At 72.6% G+C, this 20,017-nt stretch carries 22 protein-coding genes; 6 read left to right on the top strand and 16 right to left on the bottom strand.

What is annotated here, in order from left to right:
* The first annotated feature begins 108 nt into the window (after positions 1-108).
* The 3 genes from acs to ACYVHQ_RS07480 all read left to right on the top strand — a co-directional run bounded on the left by acs (position 109) and on the right by ACYVHQ_RS07480 (position 4,933).
* Positions 109-2,160 (top strand): acetate--CoA ligase, encoded by a 2,052-nt coding sequence (acs, locus tag ACYVHQ_RS07490; protein WP_460511658.1) that lies wholly within the window; start codon positions 109-111, stop codon positions 2,158-2,160.
* A 165-nt stretch (positions 2,161-2,325) separates the two neighbouring features.
* Entirely contained in the window at positions 2,326-4,068 is a 1,743-nt protein-coding gene (locus tag ACYVHQ_RS07485; protein WP_460511656.1) for an ATP-binding protein, read from the top strand.
* A 67-nt stretch (positions 4,069-4,135) separates the two neighbouring features.
* Positions 4,136-4,933, top strand: a complete 798-nt coding sequence (locus ACYVHQ_RS07480; RefSeq protein WP_460511654.1) for an isocitrate lyase/PEP mutase family protein — start codon at positions 4,136-4,138, stop codon at positions 4,931-4,933.
* Between the two features lie 119 nt (positions 4,934-5,052).
* Here the strand turns inward: ACYVHQ_RS07480 and ACYVHQ_RS07475 are convergent, their stop codons facing one another.
* The 11 genes from ACYVHQ_RS07475 to ACYVHQ_RS07425 all read right to left on the bottom strand — a co-directional run bounded on the left by ACYVHQ_RS07475 (position 5,053) and on the right by ACYVHQ_RS07425 (position 14,252).
* Positions 5,053-6,234: a YihY/virulence factor BrkB family protein gene (locus ACYVHQ_RS07475; RefSeq protein WP_460511652.1), complete on the bottom strand. Its 1,182-nt coding sequence runs from the start codon at positions 6,232-6,234 to the stop codon at positions 5,053-5,055.
* 30 nt (positions 6,235-6,264) lie between these two features.
* Positions 6,265-6,579, bottom strand: coding sequence for a DUF3618 domain-containing protein (locus tag ACYVHQ_RS07470; protein ID WP_460511650.1), 315 nt, complete (start codon positions 6,577-6,579; stop codon positions 6,265-6,267).
* Complete coding sequence (locus tag ACYVHQ_RS07465; protein ID WP_460511648.1) at positions 6,566-6,988, bottom strand: phage holin family protein; 423 nt, start codon at positions 6,986-6,988, stop codon at positions 6,566-6,568. The genes ACYVHQ_RS07470 and ACYVHQ_RS07465 overlap by 14 nt, the downstream gene beginning before the upstream one ends.
* The gene (locus ACYVHQ_RS07460) at positions 6,981-7,388 is read right to left on the bottom strand and encodes a YtxH domain-containing protein (protein ID WP_460511646.1); all 408 of its coding nucleotides are present in this window, start codon (positions 7,386-7,388) and stop codon (positions 6,981-6,983) included. Before ACYVHQ_RS07460 ends, ACYVHQ_RS07465 begins: the two co-directional genes overlap by 8 nt.
* Positions 7,389-7,525: 137 nt before the next feature.
* Positions 7,526-8,893, bottom strand: coding sequence for a hypothetical protein (locus ACYVHQ_RS07455; protein WP_460511644.1), 1,368 nt, complete (start codon positions 8,891-8,893; stop codon positions 7,526-7,528).
* 147 nt (positions 8,894-9,040) lie between these two features.
* The gene (locus tag ACYVHQ_RS07450; protein ID WP_460511642.1) at positions 9,041-9,922 is read right to left on the bottom strand and encodes a prenyltransferase; all 882 of its coding nucleotides are present in this window, start codon (positions 9,920-9,922) and stop codon (positions 9,041-9,043) included.
* Positions 9,919-10,278, bottom strand: a complete 360-nt coding sequence (locus tag ACYVHQ_RS07445) for a lycopene cyclase domain-containing protein (protein ID WP_460511640.1) — start codon at positions 10,276-10,278, stop codon at positions 9,919-9,921. Before ACYVHQ_RS07445 ends, ACYVHQ_RS07450 begins: the two co-directional genes overlap by 4 nt.
* Positions 10,275-10,658 (bottom strand): lycopene cyclase domain-containing protein, encoded by a 384-nt coding sequence (locus tag ACYVHQ_RS07440; RefSeq protein ID WP_460511639.1) that lies wholly within the window; start codon positions 10,656-10,658, stop codon positions 10,275-10,277. The genes ACYVHQ_RS07445 and ACYVHQ_RS07440 overlap by 4 nt, the downstream gene beginning before the upstream one ends.
* Positions 10,658-12,283, bottom strand: a complete 1,626-nt coding sequence (crtI, locus tag ACYVHQ_RS07435; RefSeq protein WP_460511637.1) for a phytoene desaturase family protein — start codon at positions 12,281-12,283, stop codon at positions 10,658-10,660. The genes ACYVHQ_RS07440 and crtI overlap by 1 nt, the downstream gene beginning before the upstream one ends.
* On the bottom strand, positions 12,280-13,188 hold the full coding sequence (locus tag ACYVHQ_RS07430; protein WP_460511635.1) for a phytoene/squalene synthase family protein: 909 nt from the start codon (positions 13,186-13,188) through the stop codon (positions 12,280-12,282). The genes crtI and ACYVHQ_RS07430 overlap by 4 nt, the downstream gene beginning before the upstream one ends.
* Complete coding sequence (locus ACYVHQ_RS07425; protein ID WP_460511634.1) at positions 13,185-14,252, bottom strand: polyprenyl synthetase family protein; 1,068 nt, start codon at positions 14,250-14,252, stop codon at positions 13,185-13,187. The genes ACYVHQ_RS07430 and ACYVHQ_RS07425 overlap by 4 nt, the downstream gene beginning before the upstream one ends.
* A 19-nt stretch (positions 14,253-14,271) precedes the next feature.
* Between ACYVHQ_RS07425 and idi the strand changes: the two genes are divergently transcribed.
* A complete protein-coding gene (gene idi, locus ACYVHQ_RS07420) occupies positions 14,272-14,853 on the top strand; it encodes an isopentenyl-diphosphate Delta-isomerase (RefSeq protein WP_460511632.1) in 582 nt (193 codons plus the stop codon).
* 31 nt (positions 14,854-14,884) lie between these two features.
* Here the strand turns inward: idi and ACYVHQ_RS07415 are convergent, their stop codons facing one another.
* Together ACYVHQ_RS07415 and ACYVHQ_RS07410 are read right to left on the bottom strand one after the other, a co-directional pair.
* Positions 14,885-15,223, bottom strand: a complete 339-nt coding sequence (locus tag ACYVHQ_RS07415) for a hypothetical protein (RefSeq protein WP_460511630.1) — start codon at positions 15,221-15,223, stop codon at positions 14,885-14,887.
* 144 nt (positions 15,224-15,367) lie between these two features.
* Positions 15,368-16,465 (bottom strand): fatty acid desaturase family protein, encoded by a 1,098-nt coding sequence (locus tag ACYVHQ_RS07410; protein ID WP_460511629.1) that lies wholly within the window; start codon positions 16,463-16,465, stop codon positions 15,368-15,370.
* 217 nt (positions 16,466-16,682) lie between these two features.
* On the opposite strand from ACYVHQ_RS07410, the gene ACYVHQ_RS07405 reads away from it, so the two are divergent.
* Complete coding sequence (locus tag ACYVHQ_RS07405) at positions 16,683-17,351, top strand: DUF308 domain-containing protein (protein ID WP_460511627.1); 669 nt, start codon at positions 16,683-16,685, stop codon at positions 17,349-17,351.
* A complete protein-coding gene (locus tag ACYVHQ_RS07400; RefSeq protein ID WP_460511625.1) occupies positions 17,348-17,593 on the top strand; it encodes a hypothetical protein in 246 nt (81 codons plus the stop codon). Before ACYVHQ_RS07405 ends, ACYVHQ_RS07400 begins: the two co-directional genes overlap by 4 nt.
* Positions 17,594-17,680: 87 nt before the next feature.
* Here the strand turns inward: ACYVHQ_RS07400 and purB are convergent, their stop codons facing one another.
* The 3 genes from purB to ACYVHQ_RS07385 are packed head-to-tail and all read right to left on the bottom strand — an operon-like array spanning position 17,681 to position 19,964.
* Positions 17,681-19,054, bottom strand: coding sequence for an adenylosuccinate lyase (purB, locus tag ACYVHQ_RS07395; protein WP_460511884.1), 1,374 nt, complete (start codon positions 19,052-19,054; stop codon positions 17,681-17,683).
* 2 nt (positions 19,055-19,056) lie between these two features.
* Positions 19,057-19,497, bottom strand: a complete 441-nt coding sequence (locus tag ACYVHQ_RS07390; RefSeq protein WP_460511882.1) for a low molecular weight protein-tyrosine-phosphatase — start codon at positions 19,495-19,497, stop codon at positions 19,057-19,059.
* 59 nt (positions 19,498-19,556) lie between these two features.
* Positions 19,557-19,964: a phage holin family protein gene (locus ACYVHQ_RS07385; RefSeq protein ID WP_460511623.1), complete on the bottom strand. Its 408-nt coding sequence runs from the start codon at positions 19,962-19,964 to the stop codon at positions 19,557-19,559.
* Between the last annotated feature and the right edge of the window lie 53 nt (positions 19,965-20,017).

Genomic DNA, 20,017 nt, shown 5'->3' with positions numbered 1-20,017 from the left:
CCGCTCCGTCGGGAGCACCCTCCGACCCGGAGCGGAGGGCCCCGCCCGTGTTACGTCTCGTTGCCGCTGCCCGCCGAGCGCGCGCGCCCGCTCCCTAGGCTCGGGCGGGTGGCCACGACCGACACGATCTCGAACCTGCTCGACGAGCGGCGGACGTTCCCCGCGCCTCCTGCCCTCGCCGCGACCGCGAACGTCACGGGCGAGGCGCACGCGCGCGCCGCGGCCGACCCGGTCGCGTTCTGGGAGGAGGCCGCCCGCCGCCTGGAGTGGGACGCCCCGTGGCACACCGCGCACACCTGGGAGCCCGTCCGCGAGGGCGCCGACGGCCAGCTGACCGTGCCGCGCACGACCTGGTTCGAGGGCGGCCGGCTCAACGTCGCGGTCAACTGCGTCGACCGGCACGTGGCGGCCGGGCTCGGCGAGAAGGTGGCCCTGCACGTCGAGGGCGAGCGCGGCGACCGGCGCGACGTCAGCTACGCGCAGCTGCGGCGCGAGGTCGTCCAGGCGGCGAACGCCCTGCGCGAGCTCGGCGTCGGGCCCGGCGACCGCGTCGTCGTCTACCTGCCCGTCATCGCCGAGACGATCGTCGTCACGCTCGCGATCGCCCGGCTCGGGGCCGTGCACTCGCTCGTGTTCGGCGGCTTCTCGGCCGAGGCGCTGCGGTTCCGCGTCGAGGACACCGGCGCGAAGCTGCTCGTCACCACCGACGGCCAGTTCAGGAGGGGCGTGGCCGTGCCCGTCAAGGCGGCCGCCGACGCCGCGGTGGCGGGCGTCGAGGCGATCGAGCACGTGCTCGTCGTGCGGCGCACGGGCGACGAGACCCCCGACCTGCCCTGGACGCCCGGCCGCGACGTCTGGTGGCACGACGTCGTCGACCGCCAGCCCGACGTCGACGAGCCCGAGGCGTTCGACAGCGAGCACCCGCTCTTCATCATGTACACGAGCGGCACCACGGGTCGCCCGAAGGGGCTCGTGCACACGAGCGGCGGCTACCTCGTGCAGGCGAGCTGGTCGCACTGGGCCGTGTTCGACGCGAAGGCCGACGACGTGCACTGGTGCACCGCCGACCTCGCCTGGGTGACGGCGCACACCTACGAGATCTACGGCCCGCTCTCGAACGGGCTGACGCAGGTGGTCTACGAGGGCACGCCCGACACCCCGCACCCCGCGCGGCACCTCGAGATCATCGAGCGCTACGGCGTCACGACCTACTACACCGCGCCGACGCTCGTGCGGACGCTCTCGTCGTGGTTCCCCGACGGGCTGCCCGACACGTACGACCTGTCGTCGCTGCGGCTGCTCGGCACCGTGGGCGAGGCCATCAACCCCGAGGCGTGGGTGTGGTTCCACGAGCAGGTCGGCGGCGGACGCTGCCCGATCGTCGACACCTGGTGGCAGTCCGAGACCGGGGCCGCCGTCATGGCGCCGCTGCCCGGCGTCGACACGCTGAAGCCCGGCTCGTCGCTGCGCGCCCTGCCCGGCCTGGCGACGGCCGTCGTCGACGCGGCCGGCGTCCCGGTGCCGCGCGGCAGCGGCGGCTACCTCGTCGTGCAGCGGCCCGGCCCGGCGCTCGCCCGCACCGTGTGGGGCGACCCCGAGCGCTACCGCGACGCGTACTGGACGCAGTTCCGCGAGCAGGGCTGGTTCGCCTCGGGCGACGGCGCCAAGGTCGACGACGACGGCGACACCTGGGTGCTCGGCCGCGTCGACGACGTCATCAACGTCTCGGGGCACCGCCTGTCGACCATCGAGATCGAGTCGTCGCTCGTGGCCCACCCCCTCGTCGCCGAGGCCGCCGTCGTCGGCGTCGCCGACGAGCGCACCGGCCAGGCGATCGCCGCGTTCGTCGTGCCCGCGCAGCGCCCGGCAGGAGGCGCGGTGCGCGACGCCGGGTCCGCCGACGAGCCCGCCGTGTGGTCGGCGCTCACGCCCGAGCTGTCGGCCGCGCTGCGGGCCCACGTCGCCGAGCAGATCGGCCCGATCGCCAGGCCCGCGACCGTGCTCGCCGTGCCCGACCTGCCGAAGACCCGCTCGGGCAAGATCATGCGCCGCCTGCTCGGCGACCTCTCGGAGGGGCGCCCGCTGGGCGACACCACCTCGCTGCAGGACGCGACCGTGCCCGCGCGGATCGCCGCGGTGCGCGCCGCCGCGCTCGGCTGACGCCGCGCCTCCCGCAATGCGGTGACCAGCACTACTTGCCAAGTCTGAGCAGCTACTTGCCAAGTCGGAGCAGCTACTTGCCAAGACCAGCAAGCAGCTTGCTGACTTAGCAGGTGACTTGCTAACCTCGCCACTCAGTAGACGCACCGATGCGCTGGGGGACCCATGGAGTCGAATGAACTACAAGACGTCATCGAGAGCATGCGTCGCATCGGGGGAGAATTCGATGACGTCGAGTTGAAGTCGGCCGCCGGCGGTTATCCGAAGAGTGTCGTCGAGACCATCGTCGCTTTTGCCAACACGCGCGGCGGCACACTGGTCCTCGGCGTCGATGAGGACGCAGGCTTCGACGTCGTCGGCCTGAGCAACGCCGCCGCGACGAGGACGACTCTCGTCGGACAGGCAGCTGATGCGGTCGTACCCGCCATCCCCGTCGAGACCGACTTCGTGGAGATCGAGGGCAAGGTCTGCCTGGTCGCCACCGTCAGTGAACTTCCTGCCCACCTCAAGCCGGCGTACGTCAAGACCAAAGGCCCGTGGGCCGGTGCGTACGTCCGCTCGGGGGACGGCGATCGCAAGATGACGACCGCAGAGGTCGAACTGCTCCATGCCAGCAGGAGCCAGCCCCTCGACGACCGCGAGCCCGTCCTGGACGCCTCGATGGACGACCTCCATCGAACGGCCCTGCTTCGAAGCCTTGAGCGGCTCCGTCGAGACGTGCCCTCTTTCGCCGAGGCGAGTGACGAGGATGTCCTCCGCCGCATCGGCGTCCTCGTCTTCACGCCCGACCGAGAGGCGCTCGTTCCGAGCCTCGCCGGTCTCCTCGCCTTCGGTTCCTTCCCGCAAGAGTTCTTTCCGCAGCTCTTCGTCTCCTTCACGGCGAGAGGAGCCGACATGGCTGACGGCGAGCGCTTCGTCGACAACGTGACCGTCCGAGGCTCCATCCCTGAGATGGTCGCCCAGACGATAGCGGCGGCGAGACGGAACATGTCCGCACGATCCCTGGTGTCGGCGGAAGGCCGCCAGGAGCGCTTCGAGTACTCCCTCGAGGCGGTCCGCGAGGCCGTGGTCAACGCCCTGCTGCATCGCGACTACAGCTCCCTCACCAGAGGCACGCAGGTGCAGATCGAGATCACCCCCGACAGCATCGTCGTCCGCAACCCCGGAGGACTGTACGGCCCTGTCAGCGAGGACGACCTCGGCGAGGAAGGCATCTCGTCGTCGAGGAACGCCACTCTTGCGCAGATCCTCTCGGACACCTACATGCCTGCTTCGGATCGCCTGGTCGCCGAGAATCGAGCTTCTGGCATACCCCGCATCATCAGTGAGGCCCGGGCGTACGGCCAAGGACGTCCTCAGTTCGCGAACAGCATCACACAGTTCCGCGTGACCATGAACGGCTCTGAGCTCCTCAGCGCCGACACCCTTCGGTGGCTCGCCGCCGTCGGGGCCGCGGACCTGGGCCCCAACCATCGACTCGCGCTTGCCATGATGCGTCAGGGACACGTCACGAACGAGGCCCTTCGTGAATGGGGGGCTGATCGCATCGAAGCTGGCGCGGTCCTCCGCGAACTGGTCGAAGCCGGGCTCGCCGTCAAAGAGGGAGGTCGTCGATACGCCCGCTACGTGCTGCCAGCCGACGTGCGGGCGACAGTCGAGGCAGCCCGGTCAAAGGCACAGGTACAGGTACAGGTACACGAGGGCACTCCTGGCGAGGTCCTGCTGGCGACCCTTCAAGGCGGCCAGCCGCTGACGGCTCGTGGTCTCAGCACACGAACGCAGCTGGCGCCGTCTACCGTTCGTTGGTGGCTGAGGAAGTTGATCGACGAAGGGAAGATCGAGGGACTGGGAGCCCTGACGAGCCCCCTGCGCGCCTATAGGACCATATCCAGCGATATCGGGGAGTGAAGGCGAACACGAGACGGTCAGACTGGTGACGCTGGCGCCCGGGGCGCACGTGCGGTTGGCTGGGGGCATGTCGATCTCCACGACGGCCGAGAAGGCCGAACTCCTCCGCTCGCTGCACGTGCCCGGTGACCCGCTGATCGTCACCAACGTCTGGGACTCCATCACGGCGCGCACCGTCGCGTCCGTGCCGGGCGTGAAGGCGCTCGCGACCGCGTCGCACTCGATCAGCGAGGCGCGCGGCGTCGAGGACGGCGAGGGCCTCGAGCTCGACGAGATGCTCGAGGCGGCGCGCATCGTCGTGCGCTCGGTCGACCTGCCCGTCTCGGTCGACTTCGAGAAGGCCTACGCCACCGACGCCTCGGGCGCGTTCGACAACGTCGTGCGGCTCATCGAGCAGGGCGCGGCCGGCCTCAACCTCGAGGACTCCCTCGGCCAGGCCAAGGCGCCCCTCTACGACATCGACACCGCCGTCGCCAAGGTCGCGGCGGCCCGCCGTGCCGGTGAGGCGACCGGCGTGCCGATCGTCATCAACGCCCGCGTCGACGCGCTGGCCGGCGACCCCGACAGCTTCGACGACGCCGTCACCCGGGCGAACGCGTACCTCGACGCCGGGGCCGACTGCGCCTTCGTGCTCGGCCTCGGCACCGAAGAGCTCGTCCAGCGGGCCCTCGAGGCGATCCACGGCAAGGTGAGCGTCATCGCGAACCCGTCGGCCGTGCCGCTCGCCCGCCTCGCCGAGCTGGGCGTCTCGCGCGTCAGCTTCGGCCCCGGCACGCTCGGCCTCACGCTCTCGCACCTGCGCGACGCGACCGAGCGCCTCACGGCCCGCGGCGACTACCCCGGCGAGCTCGGCTACGCGTTCTGACGGCAGGAGGCGCGGGCCGGCCCCGGCACGCGCCTCCTGCCCGCCACGCACGGACGAGGGACGGGACGAGCTGCGCCGCAGCTCGTCCCGTCCCTCTCGTCGTGCGGGGACCGCCGGGGTCAGCCCCGGTCGTGGCGCCGTTCGTCGTCGCGGCGCTGCTGGCTGCTGCCGTCGGAGTCGGCGGCCTCCTTCGCGTCACGGCCGCCCGCGGTCATGCGGTCGGACTGCTCGTGGTCCGACTCGTTCCGGCGGATCGCCGCAGCGGCCTCCTGCCGGAGCTTCATGCCCTGCAACTCGTCCTCGGCGCGCTTCTCGGCCTTCTTGTCGCTCTGCGCGGTGTCGCGGGGCGGCAGGAGGATGTCCCGCTCGGCCTCGAGGCCCGCCTGCAGCTCACGACCGCGCTCCACCTCGGCGTCGAACTCGGCACCGAAGAGCAGCGCGAGGTTGGTGATCCAGAGCCACAGCAGGAACACGATGACGGCACCGAGCGAGCCGTACGTCTTGTTGTAGTTCGAGAAGTTCGCGACGTAGAAGGCGAACCCGACGCTCGCGATCAGCCAGATGACGATGGCCAGCAGCGAGCCCATGCTCATCCAGCGGAACTTGGGCTGCTTGACGTTCGGCGTGAAGTAGAACAGCACCGCGACGATGACCACGACGATGATCGCGAGCACCGGCCACTTGGCGATGCTCCAGACGAAGACCGCGGTCGAGCCGAGGCCGATCACGTCGCCGACGGTCTCGGCCACGTCGCCGCTGAGCACGAGGATCAGCAGCGCGATGACGATCGCGACGACCGTGAACGCCGTGATGGCGAGCATCGCGGGGCGGAGCTTCCAGATCGGGCGCCCCTCGTCGATGCCGTACACGCGGTTGATCGCGCGGCTGAAGGCCGTGACGTAGCCCGAGGCGCTCCACAGCGCACCGAGCACACCGACGACGAGCGCGAAGCCGGCCGCCGGAGAGGTGGTCAACTGCTCGATCGGGCCCTGGAGCAGGTCGGCGACCTGCTCCGACCCGAGGTTGCGCACGATCTCGAGGATCGCGTCGGTCGTGCTGCCCGCCTGCCCGAAGACGCCGAGCAGCGACACGACCGCCAGGAGGCCCGGGAAGATCGCGAGGACCGCGTAGTAGGTGAGCGCCGCGGCCAGGTCGGTGCACTGGTCGCCGCCGAACTCGCGGAGCGTCTTCTTGAGGACGTAGCCCCAGGAGGGCTTGTGCAGGTCGTCCGGACTGTCGGGCTTGCGCTCGTCGTCCGGATCGATCGCCCGTGCCTCGCGCGTGCTGCTCTTCTCGGCCATGCTGATCCGTCTTCCCTGCTGCTGCTCGCGCTAGCGGCGCGTCTTGATGATGCCCGCGACGATCGCGGCGATGCCCGCGACCCCGGCGAGGGCGGGCGCGACGACCTTGGTGGGGTCGTCGGCGAGCCGGCGCTGCACGCCGGCCTTGAGCCGGCGCGCGTGCGCCGGGACGCTGAGCTTGTCCTCGATGGCGTCGAGGGTGCGGGCGAACTCCTCGCGGGTGCGCGCCACCTCGAGCTCGATCTCGGCGGCACTGGCGCCGGAGCGGAGCTCCGGGCGTCCCGTGCCCGGGCCGGTGGGCTCCGGCGCGGGGTGGCTGCCGTGCTGGTCGTCACGATCGGTCATGGACTCCCTGTCCCTTCAGCGCCTGGACGTCGGCCTTCACGTTCGCGACCGTGCGCTCGGGCGTCGGCGGGACGCCCTTCTTGAGCGCCTTGAGGCCCAGGAGGGCGAGCACGCCCGTGATCACGAGGAGCACGGCGGCCACGAGGAGCGCGGACAGCCACGGCGACAGGACCGTCGCGAGGCCGAGCACGCCGGCCGTGATGAGCACGGCGAGCAGGAAGAACCCGAACAGTGCGGCACCGACCAGGAGGCCGATGCCGACGCCCGACTGCTTGAGCTTGGCGGTCAGCTCGGTCTTCGCGAGGGCGATCTCGCCACGGATGAGCCGCGAGATGAGGTCGGGCATGCTGCCGAGCAGCGAGCCCAGCGAGCGCTTGGTGCTGCGCTCCGGGTCCTTCAGGTCACTCACCGGGGTTCACCCCGGGCAGCTTCTCGGTGGCCTTGCCCTTCTCGGCGGCGTCGACGGCCTGGTCGGTCTTCTCCGACACCTTGTCCGCGGCGCCCTTCTCGGCGTCGCTGGCCTTCGAGGCGGCGTCCTGGGCCTTCGAGCCGCCCTTCGACGAGACCTTCGAGGCGGTGTCCGAGACGGCGGCGGCACCGGTGGAGGCGGCCTCCTTGACCTTCTGGCCGACGACGGGCGCGTTCTCCTTGACGAACGACTCGGCCTGCGCGACGCCCTTCTGCACGCTGGGGTTCTCCCAGATGCCCTCGGCGCGGTCCTTGATCTTCACGTACGCACCGCGACCGGCACGGGCTCCGAGGACGTAGCCGACGGCCGCGCCTGCGACGAAGAGGAACTTGCCTTTCATGGGGGACTCCTTTGGTTGGTGCGTTCGGTTCCGGCCCTCCACGCTGGCACGATCCACCGACCGCCGCCCAGATCACCCGCCGAGGGGTGGACGCGCGGGCGCCCGACCCGCTAGGGGGAGGAGCGGAACGGTCCCGCTCAGGGACGCTCGTCGGCCCGCACCACGGGCACGGTCCGGCCGGGGGCCCGTCGCGCCCCGACGAGGCCGGCCAGCGTCCGCCCCTCGAGGCCCAGGGCGGGCAGCACGGCGTCGGCGACGCGCACGACGCTCCAGCCGAACAGCAGCACGACGAGCAGGTTGCGGGCCCCGAGCACGGCGACCGGCAGCACCTCGAGCTCGAGGAGCTGCCGGTAGAGCAGCGGGAACACGAGCGTCGTCAGCCCGGCGGCCCAGGCCGTGAGGACGGCGGGGGTGCGGTGCTCCTCGGGGCGGAGGAACAGCCCGACGGCCACGACGGGCGCGATCCAAAGCATGTACTGCGGGGAGCCCACCTTGTTGAGCACGACGAACGTGCAGGTCAGCGCGAGGGCCCCGCGCAGCACCAGGTCGGTCTCGTCGACCACGGGGCGCGGGCCCCCGGGCACGCCGAACCGCGCGATCGCGAGCAGCCCGACGATCGCGAGGAGCACGCCGAACATGAGCGTCGTGCTCCCGTTCGTCGCCCACCAGTCCCCCGGCCCCATGACCTCGCGCGTGGCCAGCGCGACGTTCTCGTAGATCGCCGCGCCGGGGATCCGCAGCATCGTCATCCAGACCCAGGGCGTCGCGAGCGGCGCCTCGAGCTGCAGGCGACGGTCGGCCTGCATCGTGATGAAGCTGTCGAGGTGGGTCGCACCACCCCCCGCGACGACCACCGCTGCGACGACGCCCGTGACCGCGACGCCCGCCCAGAGCACCGAGGTGCGGCGCGACGCGGCCACTCCGACGGCGGCCACGACGGCGGCCGGCCAGACCTTGATCCAGGTGGCCGCCGCGAGCAGCACGCCGGCGGTGCGCGGGTGCCGGGCGAGCAGCAGGAGCCCCGCGACGACGAGCGGTGCGCTGAAGCCCTCGAGCCGGAGGAACGCGACCGGCGAGAGCAGGAACAGCACGAGCAGCCACCACCACGCGGCCGTCGCGTCCACGGTGCGCCGACCGCGGTCGGTGAGCAGCCAGAGCGACAGGGCGTTCAGGCCGGTGAGCAGCAGCAGCCAGACCAGCTGGTAGAGCGACCCGCCGAGCACGTCCGCGAGGACGATCGGCGCGAGCGCCCCCGCCGGGTAGACCCAGGCGTGGTCGAGGACCGGCCAGGTGCCCTCGCCGAGGGCGGCGGACGCCCAGGTCCGGTAGAGCGGCAGGTCGCCGCTCACCCCGCCGGCGAGCATGAGCGGCGTGAGCGCCAGCAGCACGGCCCCGTGCAGGGCCGCGAAGGCCCACCAGATCGACCGGGGGTGGCGACGCACGCGCTGCCAGCGACGGCGCACGTCGTCGACGAGGCGCGGGGACCGAGGAGCCAGGGACGACACGGCATGCAACGTATCGGTCCGACCTGGCCTCCGGGTGAACGCCCGGCGGCGCTCCGGCGACGGCGTGCCTGCCGCCGCGGGGCGAGGACGGCAGGGCGGGCGCACGTGCCACCTGCCGCACCCTCGGACGAGCGCAGGAGGGTCGGGTCACCCCCGCAGCAGCGACCACCAGATGAGCAGCATGGTCGTCGCAGCGCCCACGACGAAGTTGAGCCAGAGGAAGCGCTTCCAACCCCGGTTGGCGGTCTCGCTGTCGGCGTCGGCGACGTCCCACCACGGGCGGCAGTTGAGCGCGTAGAGCACCGGCAGGACGGCGGCGAGCGGTCCCGGCCAGTCGGTGAAGGTCAGCAGCACGCCCGAGACGAGGTAGCCGACGACGGCGACCCGCACCGTCGCCCGGGCCCCGATGACGGTCGCGACCGAGCCGATGCCGGCCTCGCGGTCGGCGAGGACGTCCTGCACGGCTCCGAAGGCGTGGCTGGCCACGCCCCAGAGGAAGAAGGCGGCGAGCAGCGCCCAGAGCGGCAGGGTGGAGGTGGCCCCGGCCAGCGCGAGGCCGTAGACCGCCGGGCTGACGAAGTGCGTGCTCGACGTGAGCGAGTCGACGAAGGGGCGCTCCTTGAAGCGCAGGCGCGGGGCCGAGTAGGCGACGACCGCGAAGAGGCTCACGGCGAGCACGAGCCAGCTGAGCGGGTCGCCGACCGCGACGAGGAACACCAGGAACGGCACGTTCGTCACGACGACGGCGATCAGCGTCACGCGGTGGAAGGACCGGTCGAGCAGGGCCCCCTCGACGCCGCCTTTGCGCGGGTTGCGCAGGTCGCTCTCGTAGTCGAAGACGTCGTTGATGCCGTACATCGCGAGGTTGTACGGCACCAGGAAGTACAGGGTGCCGACGACGAGCACGAGCCAGTCGACGCCCCCGCCCCCGCCCAGCTGCGTGAGCAGGTACGCGGCCGCGAACGGGAACGCGGTGTTCACCCAGCTCAGCGGCCTCGACGACACGAACAGCGCCTGCAGCGTCCTCACCGGCGGGTCCCTTCCTCCACGGTCGAGCGGCCGCCGAGGAGCGTCCACACGCTGGGCAGCAGCACGAGCGCCGCGATCGAGTAGGCGAAGTCCTCGAGCGGCGCGATGCCCACGAACTGCCCGCTGATCTTCGCCTCGTCGTAGCCGACCAGGCCGATCGCGATCATGACGTTGTCGAAGACCGCGGTCATCAGCAGGAGGACCACGGTCGTGACGAGCGCGCCTCGCGCCACGACGCGCCTCCTGCCCGCGTCGCGCGCGGTGCCGCGGGAGCGCAGGCGCGCGACGAGCAGCGCGAGCAGCCCGACGACCGCCACGACGCCCAGGAACACCGCGTTCACGGCCCAGTAGGTCATCGGGCCTCCTGCCCCTCGTCGACGCGGGCCCCGCGCACCTCGGCGGCGGACGCCCGGCGGGCGAGCACGAGGCGGGCCCCGGCGTGCACGTTCATGGTCAGCCAGCAGAGCAGCACCAGGAAGAAGACCTCCTCGACGGGGAGCTCGGGGTAGAGCTGCCACCCGGTCATGAACGACGTCTCGCCCCGGAAGAAGATGCCCAGGTCGATGCCGACGAGGTCCCAGACCACGAAGAACACGACGCCCACCAGCAACGTCACCGCCCCGCGCGCCGGGTCGCGGAACACGAACAGCGTGAACCGCCGGTCGAGGGTCGCCATGCCGAAGATCGAGAAGAGCAGCGCCGCGAGGTAGACGAAGCCCAGGAGGCCGTGCTCCATCAGGCGGGCTCGGGCAGCGGCTCGGTCGAGGTGTCGCCGCGCAGGTTCTTCACCAGCACCTCGGCGCTGATCAGGCACATCGGCAGGCCGATGCCGGGCCGCACGGAGCCGCCCGCGAACAGCAGCCCCTCGACCGCGGACGACACGTTGCCGTCACGGAACATCGCGCTCTGCGAGAGCGTGTGCGCCGGGCCGAGCATGCTGCCGCTCCACGAGTTGTAGTCGTCGACGAAGTCGCGGGGGCCGCGCGTGCGGCGCACGACGACGCGCTCCGCCAGGTCGGGCACGCCCGCCCAGCTCGCGATCTGCTCGATCACCTGGTCGGCCAGGCGCTCGACGAGCGGGTCGCCCTCACCGTCGAGCCCACCGCGGCCGAGCGCCGGATCGGCCGGGAGCGGCACGAGCACGAAGAGGTTCGTGTGCCCGGCGGGCGCCGTCGACGGGTCGACCGTGCTCGGCTTGCAGACGTACAGCGACGGCGGGTCGGGGATCCGCTTGACGTCGCCGTAGATGCGCTCGAAGTTCTCGTGCCAGTCGTCGGCGAAGAGCAGCGTGTGGTGCTCGAGCTCGGGGACCTCGCCCTCGACGCCGAGGTAGAGCAGCAGCGCGCTGGGCCCCGGGTCGCGGTGCTCCCAGTGGCGCGCGTCGTGCGTGCGCAGCTCGGCGGGCAGGAGGCGCGTCTCGGTGTGGTGCAGGTCGGCCGCGCTCACGACGACGTCGGCCTCGAGCACGTGCTCGGTGCCGGCGGCGTCCGTCCAGCGCACGCCCGTCGCGCGGGCCGCGGGACCGCGGCCCTCGCCGCTCGTCGGCTCGGTCTCGATCGCGGTGACGCGGGCCTCCGTGACCAGCTCGACCCCGGCCTCCTGCGCGACCGCCGCGATGCGCTCGATGACCGTGGTCAGCCCGCCCTGCGGGTAGAGCACGCCGTCGTCGAGGTCGAGCGTCGACATGAGGTGGTACATGCTCGGGGTCGCGAACGGCGACGAGCCGAGGAACACCGCGGGGTAGCCGAGGATCTGCCGCAGGCGGGGCTCCGCCACGATGCGGCCCGCGAACGAGTCGAGCGGCTGCAGCAGCAGGCGCGCGAGCTTCGGCATGCGGACCACGACGTCGCCGCGCAGCAGCGGACCGTACGACTCGAAGCTGGTGTAGAGGAACCGCTCCTTCGCGATGTCGTAGGTGTCGCGCGCCGACCGCAGGTAGCGCCTGAGGCGGTCGCCGCTGCCGGGCTCGACCCGGTCGAACTCGGCGACGACGGCCTCGAGGCCGCGGGGCACGTCGATCGTCTCGCCGCGCTCGAAGACGACGCGGTAGCCCGGGTCGAGCTCGACGAGGTCGAGCTGCTCGTCGCTCGACGTGCCCATGAGCCGGAAGAAGTGGTCGAAGACCTCGGGCATGAGGTACCAGCTCGGGCCCAGGTCGAAGCGGAAGCCCTCGTGCTCCCACGAACCCGCGCGACCGCCCAGGTCGGGCAGCTGCTCGAGCACCGTCACCTCGTGCCCGTCACGGGCCAGCAGCGCCGCCGAGGCCAGGCCGCTGATGCCGCCGCCGATCACGACGACGCGACGGCCGTGGCGCTCGACGCTCGTCGTGCCCTCCGCCCGGGCGAGCCAGCGCGCGGTCACGGGCGGGCCTCCTGCACCGCGGGGGCCGGCACGGGCGCGACGCGACCGAGGGCCGCCGAGGCCGCGATGCGCAGCTTGACCGGGTCGGGCACCCGCACCCGGGCACGGACCAGGGAGGAGGCCGGCGTGGCCTCGAGCCGTCGGTTCAGCTCGGCGAACAGGCCGTGCGCGAGCGCCACCGCGCGTCGCGAGGAGGCCGGCAGCACCGGGATGATCTCGCCGGCCGCCCGCAGGTCGTCGTCGATGTCGGCCACGAGTCTCGCTTTCGTCCGTTCGTCGAACGTCGAGACGTCGACGCCCGGGAAGTAGCTGCGGCCGAGCGCCTCGAAGTCGGCGGCCAGGTCGCGCAGGAAGTTCACCTTCTGGAAGGCCGCGCCCAACGCGCAGGCCCCGTGCTCGAGCTCGGCGAGGGTCGACGCCGGGTAGTGCCGCTCGCGGACGAAGGCCCGCAGGCACATCAGCCCGACCACCTCGGCCGAGCCGTGGACGTAGCGGTCGAAGGACTCCTGGTCGTGCTCGGCGACGTCGAGGTCGCTGCGCATCGACGCGAAGAACGGTGCCGTCAGCTCGGCGCCGAAGCCGCAGGCGCGAGCGGTGCGCGCGAAGGCGTGCACGACGAGGTTCGCGCTGAACCCGTCGCGGACGGCACGCTCCGTCTCGGCCTCTAGGTCGTCGAGCAGCGCGCCCGCCGCGTCGCGGTCGAGCCCCGCCTCCGCCGCCGGCCCGTCGACGATCTCGTCGGCGACGCGCACGAGGGCGTAGACGTTCTCGACGTGCTGGCGCACGTCGGCCCCGAGGAGGCGCGACGCGAGGCCGAAGGAGGTCGAGTAGCGCCGGATCACGCCGGAGGCCGTGGCCTCGGCCGTCGCGTCGTAGAGCGACAGCCCCGTGGTCGCGGTGCTCACCGGACCCGCTCGAGCACGACGTCGACGACGGGGGTCAGGGACGATCGCAGGTCGCCCGGCAGCACGGGATCCGCGAGGAGGTCGAGGGCGCGGCCCGCGTGCTGCCGCACGAGGTCCTCCGCGAAGGCTCGGGCGCCCGAGAGCTCGAGGCGGCCCCGGACGTGCTCGGCCTCGGCCTCGGTGAGGTCGGGCTTGCCGATGAACGGCTTGATCGTGGGCCACTCGGGCGTCGTCGCGGCGTGCGCCACGAGGACCGTGCGCTTGCCCTCGCGCAGGTCGCCCAGCGTCGTCTTGCCCGTGTCGGACTCGGCGCCGAAGACGCCCAGGAGGTCGTCCACCACCTGGTAGGCGGTGCCCACCTCGCGCCCGAACTCGCCCAGCAGGGCCACGACCTCGTCGGAGGCGCCCGCCAGCACGGCACCGGCCTGCAGCGGCGCCTCGAACGAGTAGACGGCCGTCTTGGCCCGCTCCATGTCGAGGATCTCGTCGACGGTCGGCAGCTCGGGGCTCAGCGAGAACTCGACGTCGACCATCTCGCCGCCCGCGCTGGCGAACACGGCCTCGTCGAGGATGTCGAGCAGGCGCGTGCGCAGCCCGGACTCGCACTCGACGGCGAGCAGCATGCGGCTCGCACCGGTGAGCGCCAGGTCGCCCGCGATGACCGCCGCCGAGGTGCCGCGGTGCTCGGCCGCCGGGGTCGGCAGCCCCGCGGTCGTCGCCGTGTCGCGGTAGCTGCCCGACACGTTGGGGATGCCCCGGCGCGAGAAGTCGCGGTCGATGACGTCGTCGTGGACGATCAGCGCCGTGTGCAGCAGCTCGAAGGCCGCGCCCACGCGGGCCGCCGCCTCGCGGTCGGTGCCGCCCAGGGCCTCGTAGGCCGTGAGGACCATGCGCGGCCGGAACCGCTTGCCGCCCGCGCTGTTGCGCTCGAGCACCTGCCAGAGGTCGACGTAGTGCGAGCCGACCTGGGCCGCGCGCTCCTTCGCGAGCTGGAAGAACTCGTCGAGGACCGCCTCGACCCGGTCGTCCTCACGCGTCGTCGCGTGCACCCGGTCCGTCTCCACAGGGGGCAGACTACCGTGCATGACCGAGCAGACCTCCGCCGTTCCCCAGCCGATCGGGAGCCCCTCACCCGGCGACGGCGTCGAGCTCGTGGTACTGCTCGACGACGACGGCCGCCCCGTCGGCACCACGCCGAAGGCGACCGTCCACACCACCGCGACGCCCCTGCACCTGGCCTTCAGCTGCCACGTGCTCGACGACGACGGTCGCGTGCTCGTGACCCGGCGCGCCCTCTCCAAGGCGACCTGGCCCGGTGTGTGGACCAACTCGTTCTGCGGACATCCCGGCCCCGGGGAGTCCCCCGCCGAGGCCGTGCTGCGGCGCGCCGGGCAGGAGCTCGGCATGGCGGTGCGCGACGTGAGGCCCGTGCTGCCGGACTTCCGGTACGTGGCGACCGACGCCTCCGGCATCGTCGAGAACGAGATCTGCCCCGTCTTCACCGCGCGCGCCGTGGGCACCCCCGACCCCTCGCCCGACGAGGTCGCCGAATGGGCCTGGGTCGAGCCCGCCGCCCTGCGCGGGGCCGTCGCCGCCACGCCGTTCGCCTACAGCCCGTGGCTCGGCTGGCAGCTCGCCGCCTGGCCCGAGTCGCTGCCCGCGTAGGCCGGTCGCCGCGGCGGGGCCGCGGCGAGGGTCAGTCCTCGAAGTCCAGCGACACGCGCTCGGAGGCGGGGACGTCGCGGGGCTCGGCGACCGGGGCGGGCGCCAGGGCGACGCGGCGCGCCTCGATGTCGGCCACCAGCACGGGGTCGACGAGCGGGGGCAGGTCGGGGTCGCCCGGGGTCAGCACGAGCTGGCTCGCGGGCCCGATGAGCAGCTGGGACCGGCCGAACCCGCCCTCGTCGAGCAGGATCGGCACCTCGACGGTGTCGGCGGTGCCCGCTCGGGCGAGCGCCCGGGCGTAGCGCACGACGGCGGTGGCGAGCTCGTCGCCGGTCACGAACGAGCCGTCGGCGTAGTGGAGGCGCTGCATCGCCCCATCGTGCTCCGGTCGGGCTGCGCGTGCCCTCGCCCGCGTCCCCCCGGACGCGGCGACGGCCCCGCTCCGGGGAGCGGGGCCGTCGGGACGGGTCGGCAAGGGCGGGCCAGGAGGCCCCGCGCGTTCAGGAGGCGCTGGTCACGGCCGCATCGTGGCCGCGGCGGGGCAGTCGAACGGGTCGCGCGCGGCGAGGCCGACGCGGTTCAGGTACCGGACGACGATGGCGTACGACTGCAGGACGGTCGTCTCCGTGTAGGGGATCTGCTGGGCCTCGCAGTGGCGCTTCACCATGAGGCGTGCGGCGGCGAGGTGCGGGCGGGGCATGCTCGGGAACAGGTGGTGCTCGATCTGGAAGTTGAGGCCGCCCATGAACGGCGTGACCCAGCGGCCGCCGGTGACGTTGCGCGAGGTGAGGACCTGCTTGCGCAGGAAGTCGAGCTTCGAGCCCTCGGGCACGATCGCCATGCCCTTGTGGTTGGGGGCGAACGACGCGCCCATGTAGACGCCGAACACGCCGAGCTGCACGCCGACGAACGCGAAGGCCATGCCGAGCGGCAGGAACGCGAAGACGACGCCGAAGTAGAGGCCGAGCCGCACGACGACGAGCGTGATCTCGGTCCAGCGCCCCTCGACCTCCCCGCGGCGCAGCAACGAGCGGAACGAGGTGACGTGCAGGTTGACGCCCTCGGCGAGGAGCAGGGGGAAGAACAGCCAGCCCTGGCGCTGCGTGAACCAGCGCATGGCGCCGCGCTGCTTCGCGGCGTCCTCCTCGAGGAACGAGATGGTGTCGAAGGCGATGTCCGGGTCCTTGCCGACCGCGTTCGGGTTCGCGTGGTGCCGGCTGTGCTTCGACATCCACCAGTCGTAGCTCATGCCGACCACCCCGGCGGCGAGCACGCGGCCGGCGCGGTCGTTGGTGGCGTTCGAGGCGAAGACCTGGCGGTGCGCGGCCTCGTGGGCGAGGAACGCGTACTGCGTGAAGATGATGCCCAGGCCCGCGGCGATGAGCAGCTGGAACCAGCTGTCGCCGAGCAGGACGAAGCCCGTCCCGGCGGCGGCGAGCAGGACCGTGACGACGACGAACATCATCACGTAGAAGCCGGTGCGCCGCTGCAGGAGGCCCGCCTCGCGCACCTCCTTGAGCAGTGCCGAGTAGGTGCTGGTCGGCTTGGCCGTCGGGCCGGAGGTCGTGCGGCGGAAGCCGGCGGGCAGGGACGCGGGTGCGGTGGTGGTCATGGACCGTCCTCCGGGGTGCGTGCCCACTGTTCCGGAGGGCGACGGGGCGACCTCGGATGAGACTGCTCCCGCCACGCTAGGGCCTCGGGCTGTGAACCGTGGGTGAAGCGCCGACGTCCGTCCCCCTCCGACCACCTCGACGTCGAGCGACCCGTCAGGGGCGGGAGGGGGCCGCGCAGTACACTCCTCGGTGATCCCCACCCCTGGAAGAGGTCTCGTGCCGGCTGCCCCTGACGCCCCCGTGGCGGACGCCGTCGACCCCGCGAGCAGCGGCCGCTACTGGCCGGTCCCGCTCCTCCGCGCCGTGCCCCTCCTCGCGGTCGGGCTCGTGACGACCTTCACGCTCGACCACTCCCCGCGGGTCGGCCTGCTCGGCCTCGGTGCCGCCGCCCTGGGCTCGGGCCTCGTGCTCGCCCTCGGCTCGTGGCGCCGCCTCGACGACCCGTCGAGCCGTTCGCTGCAGGTCGCCCAGGGCGCCGTCGGCGTGGTCGTCGGCGCCGCCGCCCTGCTGCTCGCCGACGGCGGGCTGCCCCTCCTCGTCGGCCTCGTCGTCGCCTGGGCCCTGCTCACGGGCGTCCTCGAGCTCGTCACGGGCCTGCGCCGCCGTCGCCGCACGCCCCTCGCCCGCGACTGGTCCACGGTCGGCGTGCTCACGCTGCTGCTGGCCGTCGTCTTCCTCGTCGTGCCGCCGGACTACTCGCGGCAGCTCGGCGGCATCGAGCAGGTGAGCGGCGTGCTCACCTCGTCGACCGTGCTCGTGGGCGTCCTCGGCGCCTACGGCGTGCTCGTCGGGGTGTTCCTCGTCATCGCCGCCCTCTCGCTCAGATGGCAGCCCGCCCCCGTGGCGGCCGCCGGCACCACCTCGGACGGAGTCCCCACCTCATGACCACACCCAGCCGCCGCGATCGTCTCCGCCCCGCCGAGCTGCTCGGCCTGTCCGCCGGGTTCGGCGTCTTCACGGGCCTCGTCGTCCTCATGACCACGCGCGACCTCGACCTGGGCCTGATCTTCCTCTGCGTGGCCTTCATCGTCGGGCTGGTCGTGCTCGCGATGCTCTCGCTGGCGACCGCGCCGGACGCCGAGGAGCAGAGCGAGCTCGACGAGTCCGACCGGCCGAAGGGGCACTGAGCCCGCCCCGACGTGAGCGACGCCCGGTGCCGTGGGGCACCGGGCGTCGTCCGTCGGGGCAGCCGTCGCGCCGCCGCCCGCCCGGGCTCAGAGCCGGTCGACGAGCTCCGACGCCAGGCCGGTGTAGGTCGAGGGGGTGAGGGCCACGAGCCGGTCCTTCGCCTCGTCGCCGATGTCGAGCCCGCGCACGAAGGCGACGAGCTGGGCCTGGTCGACGCGCTTGCCGCGCGTGAGCTCCTTGAGCATCGCGTAGGGGTCGGCGATGGTCGAGCGGCCCGCGGTCACCTCGGCGCGGACGACCGTCTGGATCGCCTCGCCCAGCACCTCCCAGTTGCCGTCGAGGTCGGCCTCGAGGGCCGCGGCCGACACGGCGATCTCGCCCAGGCCCCGGCGCAGGTTGTCGAGCGCCAGGAGCGAGTGCCCGAAGGCGACCCCGATGTTGCGCTGCGACGACGAGTCGGTGAGGTCGCGCTGCTGGCGCGACGTCACGAGCGTGGCGGCCAGCGAGTCGAGGAGCGCGCTGGAGAGCTCGAGGTTCGCCTCGGCGTTCTCGAAGCGGATCGGGTTGATCTTGTGCGGCATGGTCGACGACCCGGTCGCGCCCGCCTGCGGGATCTGCGTGAACCAGCCCATCGAGATGTAGGTCCACACGTCGGTCGCGAGGTTGTGCAGCACGCGGTTGGCGTGCGACACCCGCGAGTACAGCTCGGCCTGCCAGTCGTGCGACTCGATCTGCGTGGTGAGGGGGTTCCAGCTGAGGCCGAGGGCGTCCTCGACGAACGCGCGCGACGCCTCCTGCCAGTCCAGGTCGGGGTCGGCGACCACGTGCGCCGAGAAGGTGCCCGTGGCTCCGCTGAACTTGCCGAGGAACTCGGTGCCGACGATCTGGGCCCGCAGGCGCTGCAGGCGGTGGGCGAAGACCGCGAACTCCTTGCCGACCGTGGTCGGGGTCGCGGGCTGGCCGTGGGTCCGGGCGAGCATGGGCTGGTCGCGCTGGTCGTGCGCCCACGTGCGCAGCGCGTCGACGACGGCGTCGAAGGCGGGCAGCCACACCTCGAGGAGGGCGGCGCGCACCGTGAGGGCGTACGAGAGGTTGTTGACGTCCTCGCTCGTGCAGGCGAAGTGGGTGAGCTCGGCGAGGCGGTCGAGCCCCAGGGCGGCGAGACGGTCGCGCACGAGGTACTCGACGGCCTTGACGTCGTGGCGGGTGGTGGCCTCGATGGCGGCGAGCTCGTCGATCTCGGCCTGGCCGAAGTCGGTGACGACCGCGCGCAGGGCCGCCTTCTCGGCGTCGGTGAGCGGGGTCGAGCCGAAGGCGCCGCGGTCGGTCTGCGCGATCAGCCACTCGATCTCGACGTGCACGCGGGCCCGGTTGAGGCCGGCCTCGCTGAGGTGGTCGCCGAGGCCGCCGACGGCGGCACGGTAGCGACCGTCGAGCGGGCTGAGGGGCTGGGGGGGCAGCGTCACGGGGGTCCTCCACGGAGAGCAGGTCGGATCTGGTGGTACAGGGCCGTCGTCGCCCGTTCGACCTGCGTGAGCACGGCGTCGAAGGCGGCGGCGTCGGAGTAGTACGGGTCGGCCACGTCGGGCCCGTCCGACGCGGGGTCGAACGACAGCAGCAGGCGGACGCTCGACCGCTCGGCCTCGTCGGCCGCCCACGCCCGGAGGACCCGCTCGTGACCGCGGTCGAACGCCACCACGAGGTCGTGGCGGGCGAAGTCGGCGGCCTCGAACTGCTTCGCCCGGTGCCGCCGCCCATCGTAGCCGCGGGCCCGCAGGGCCTCGGCCGTGCGGGGGTCGGCGGCCTCGCCGACGTGCCAGTCGCCGGTGCCGGCGCTCGTGACGACGAGGCGGTCGCCGAGCCCGTCGCGCTCGGCGAGCGCGCGCAGCACGACCTCGCCCATCGGCGACCGGCAGATGTTGCCCGTGCAGACGAAGCAGACGCTGAAGCCCCCCGCGTCGCTCACCGGCGTCGGTCGCTCGCGCCGACGACGGGGCGCACGACGATGCCGATCAGCCAGGCGACGACGGCCAGCACGAGCGCCCCGAGCACGCCCCACCAGAAGCCGTCGATCTCGAGGCCGAAGCCGGCGACGCTGCTGATCCAGGCGACGATGCCGAGCAGGAGGCCGTTGACGATCAGGGCGAGCAGGCCCAGCGTGAGCACGTAGAAGGGGAAGGCCACGACGCGGATGACGGTGCCGACGACCCCGTTGACGATGCCGAAGACGACGGCGACGAAGAGGTACGACAGGACGACCTCGAGGGTCCCGCCGTCGCCGAACGGGTCGACCCTGACGCCCGTGACGAGCGTGGTCGTGGCCCACAGGGCCAGGGCGTTCACGAGCGCGCGCAGCACGAAGCGGGTCATGCAGCCCATCATGCCGAGGCACGCGCCCCCGCGGAAGTCGGAGGACCCCCGCC

This window comes from Frigoribacterium salinisoli (assembly GCF_054781095.1).
The sequence above is the reverse complement of the archived record's forward strand: the minus strand, read 5'-3'. Positions and strand labels throughout refer to the sequence as shown.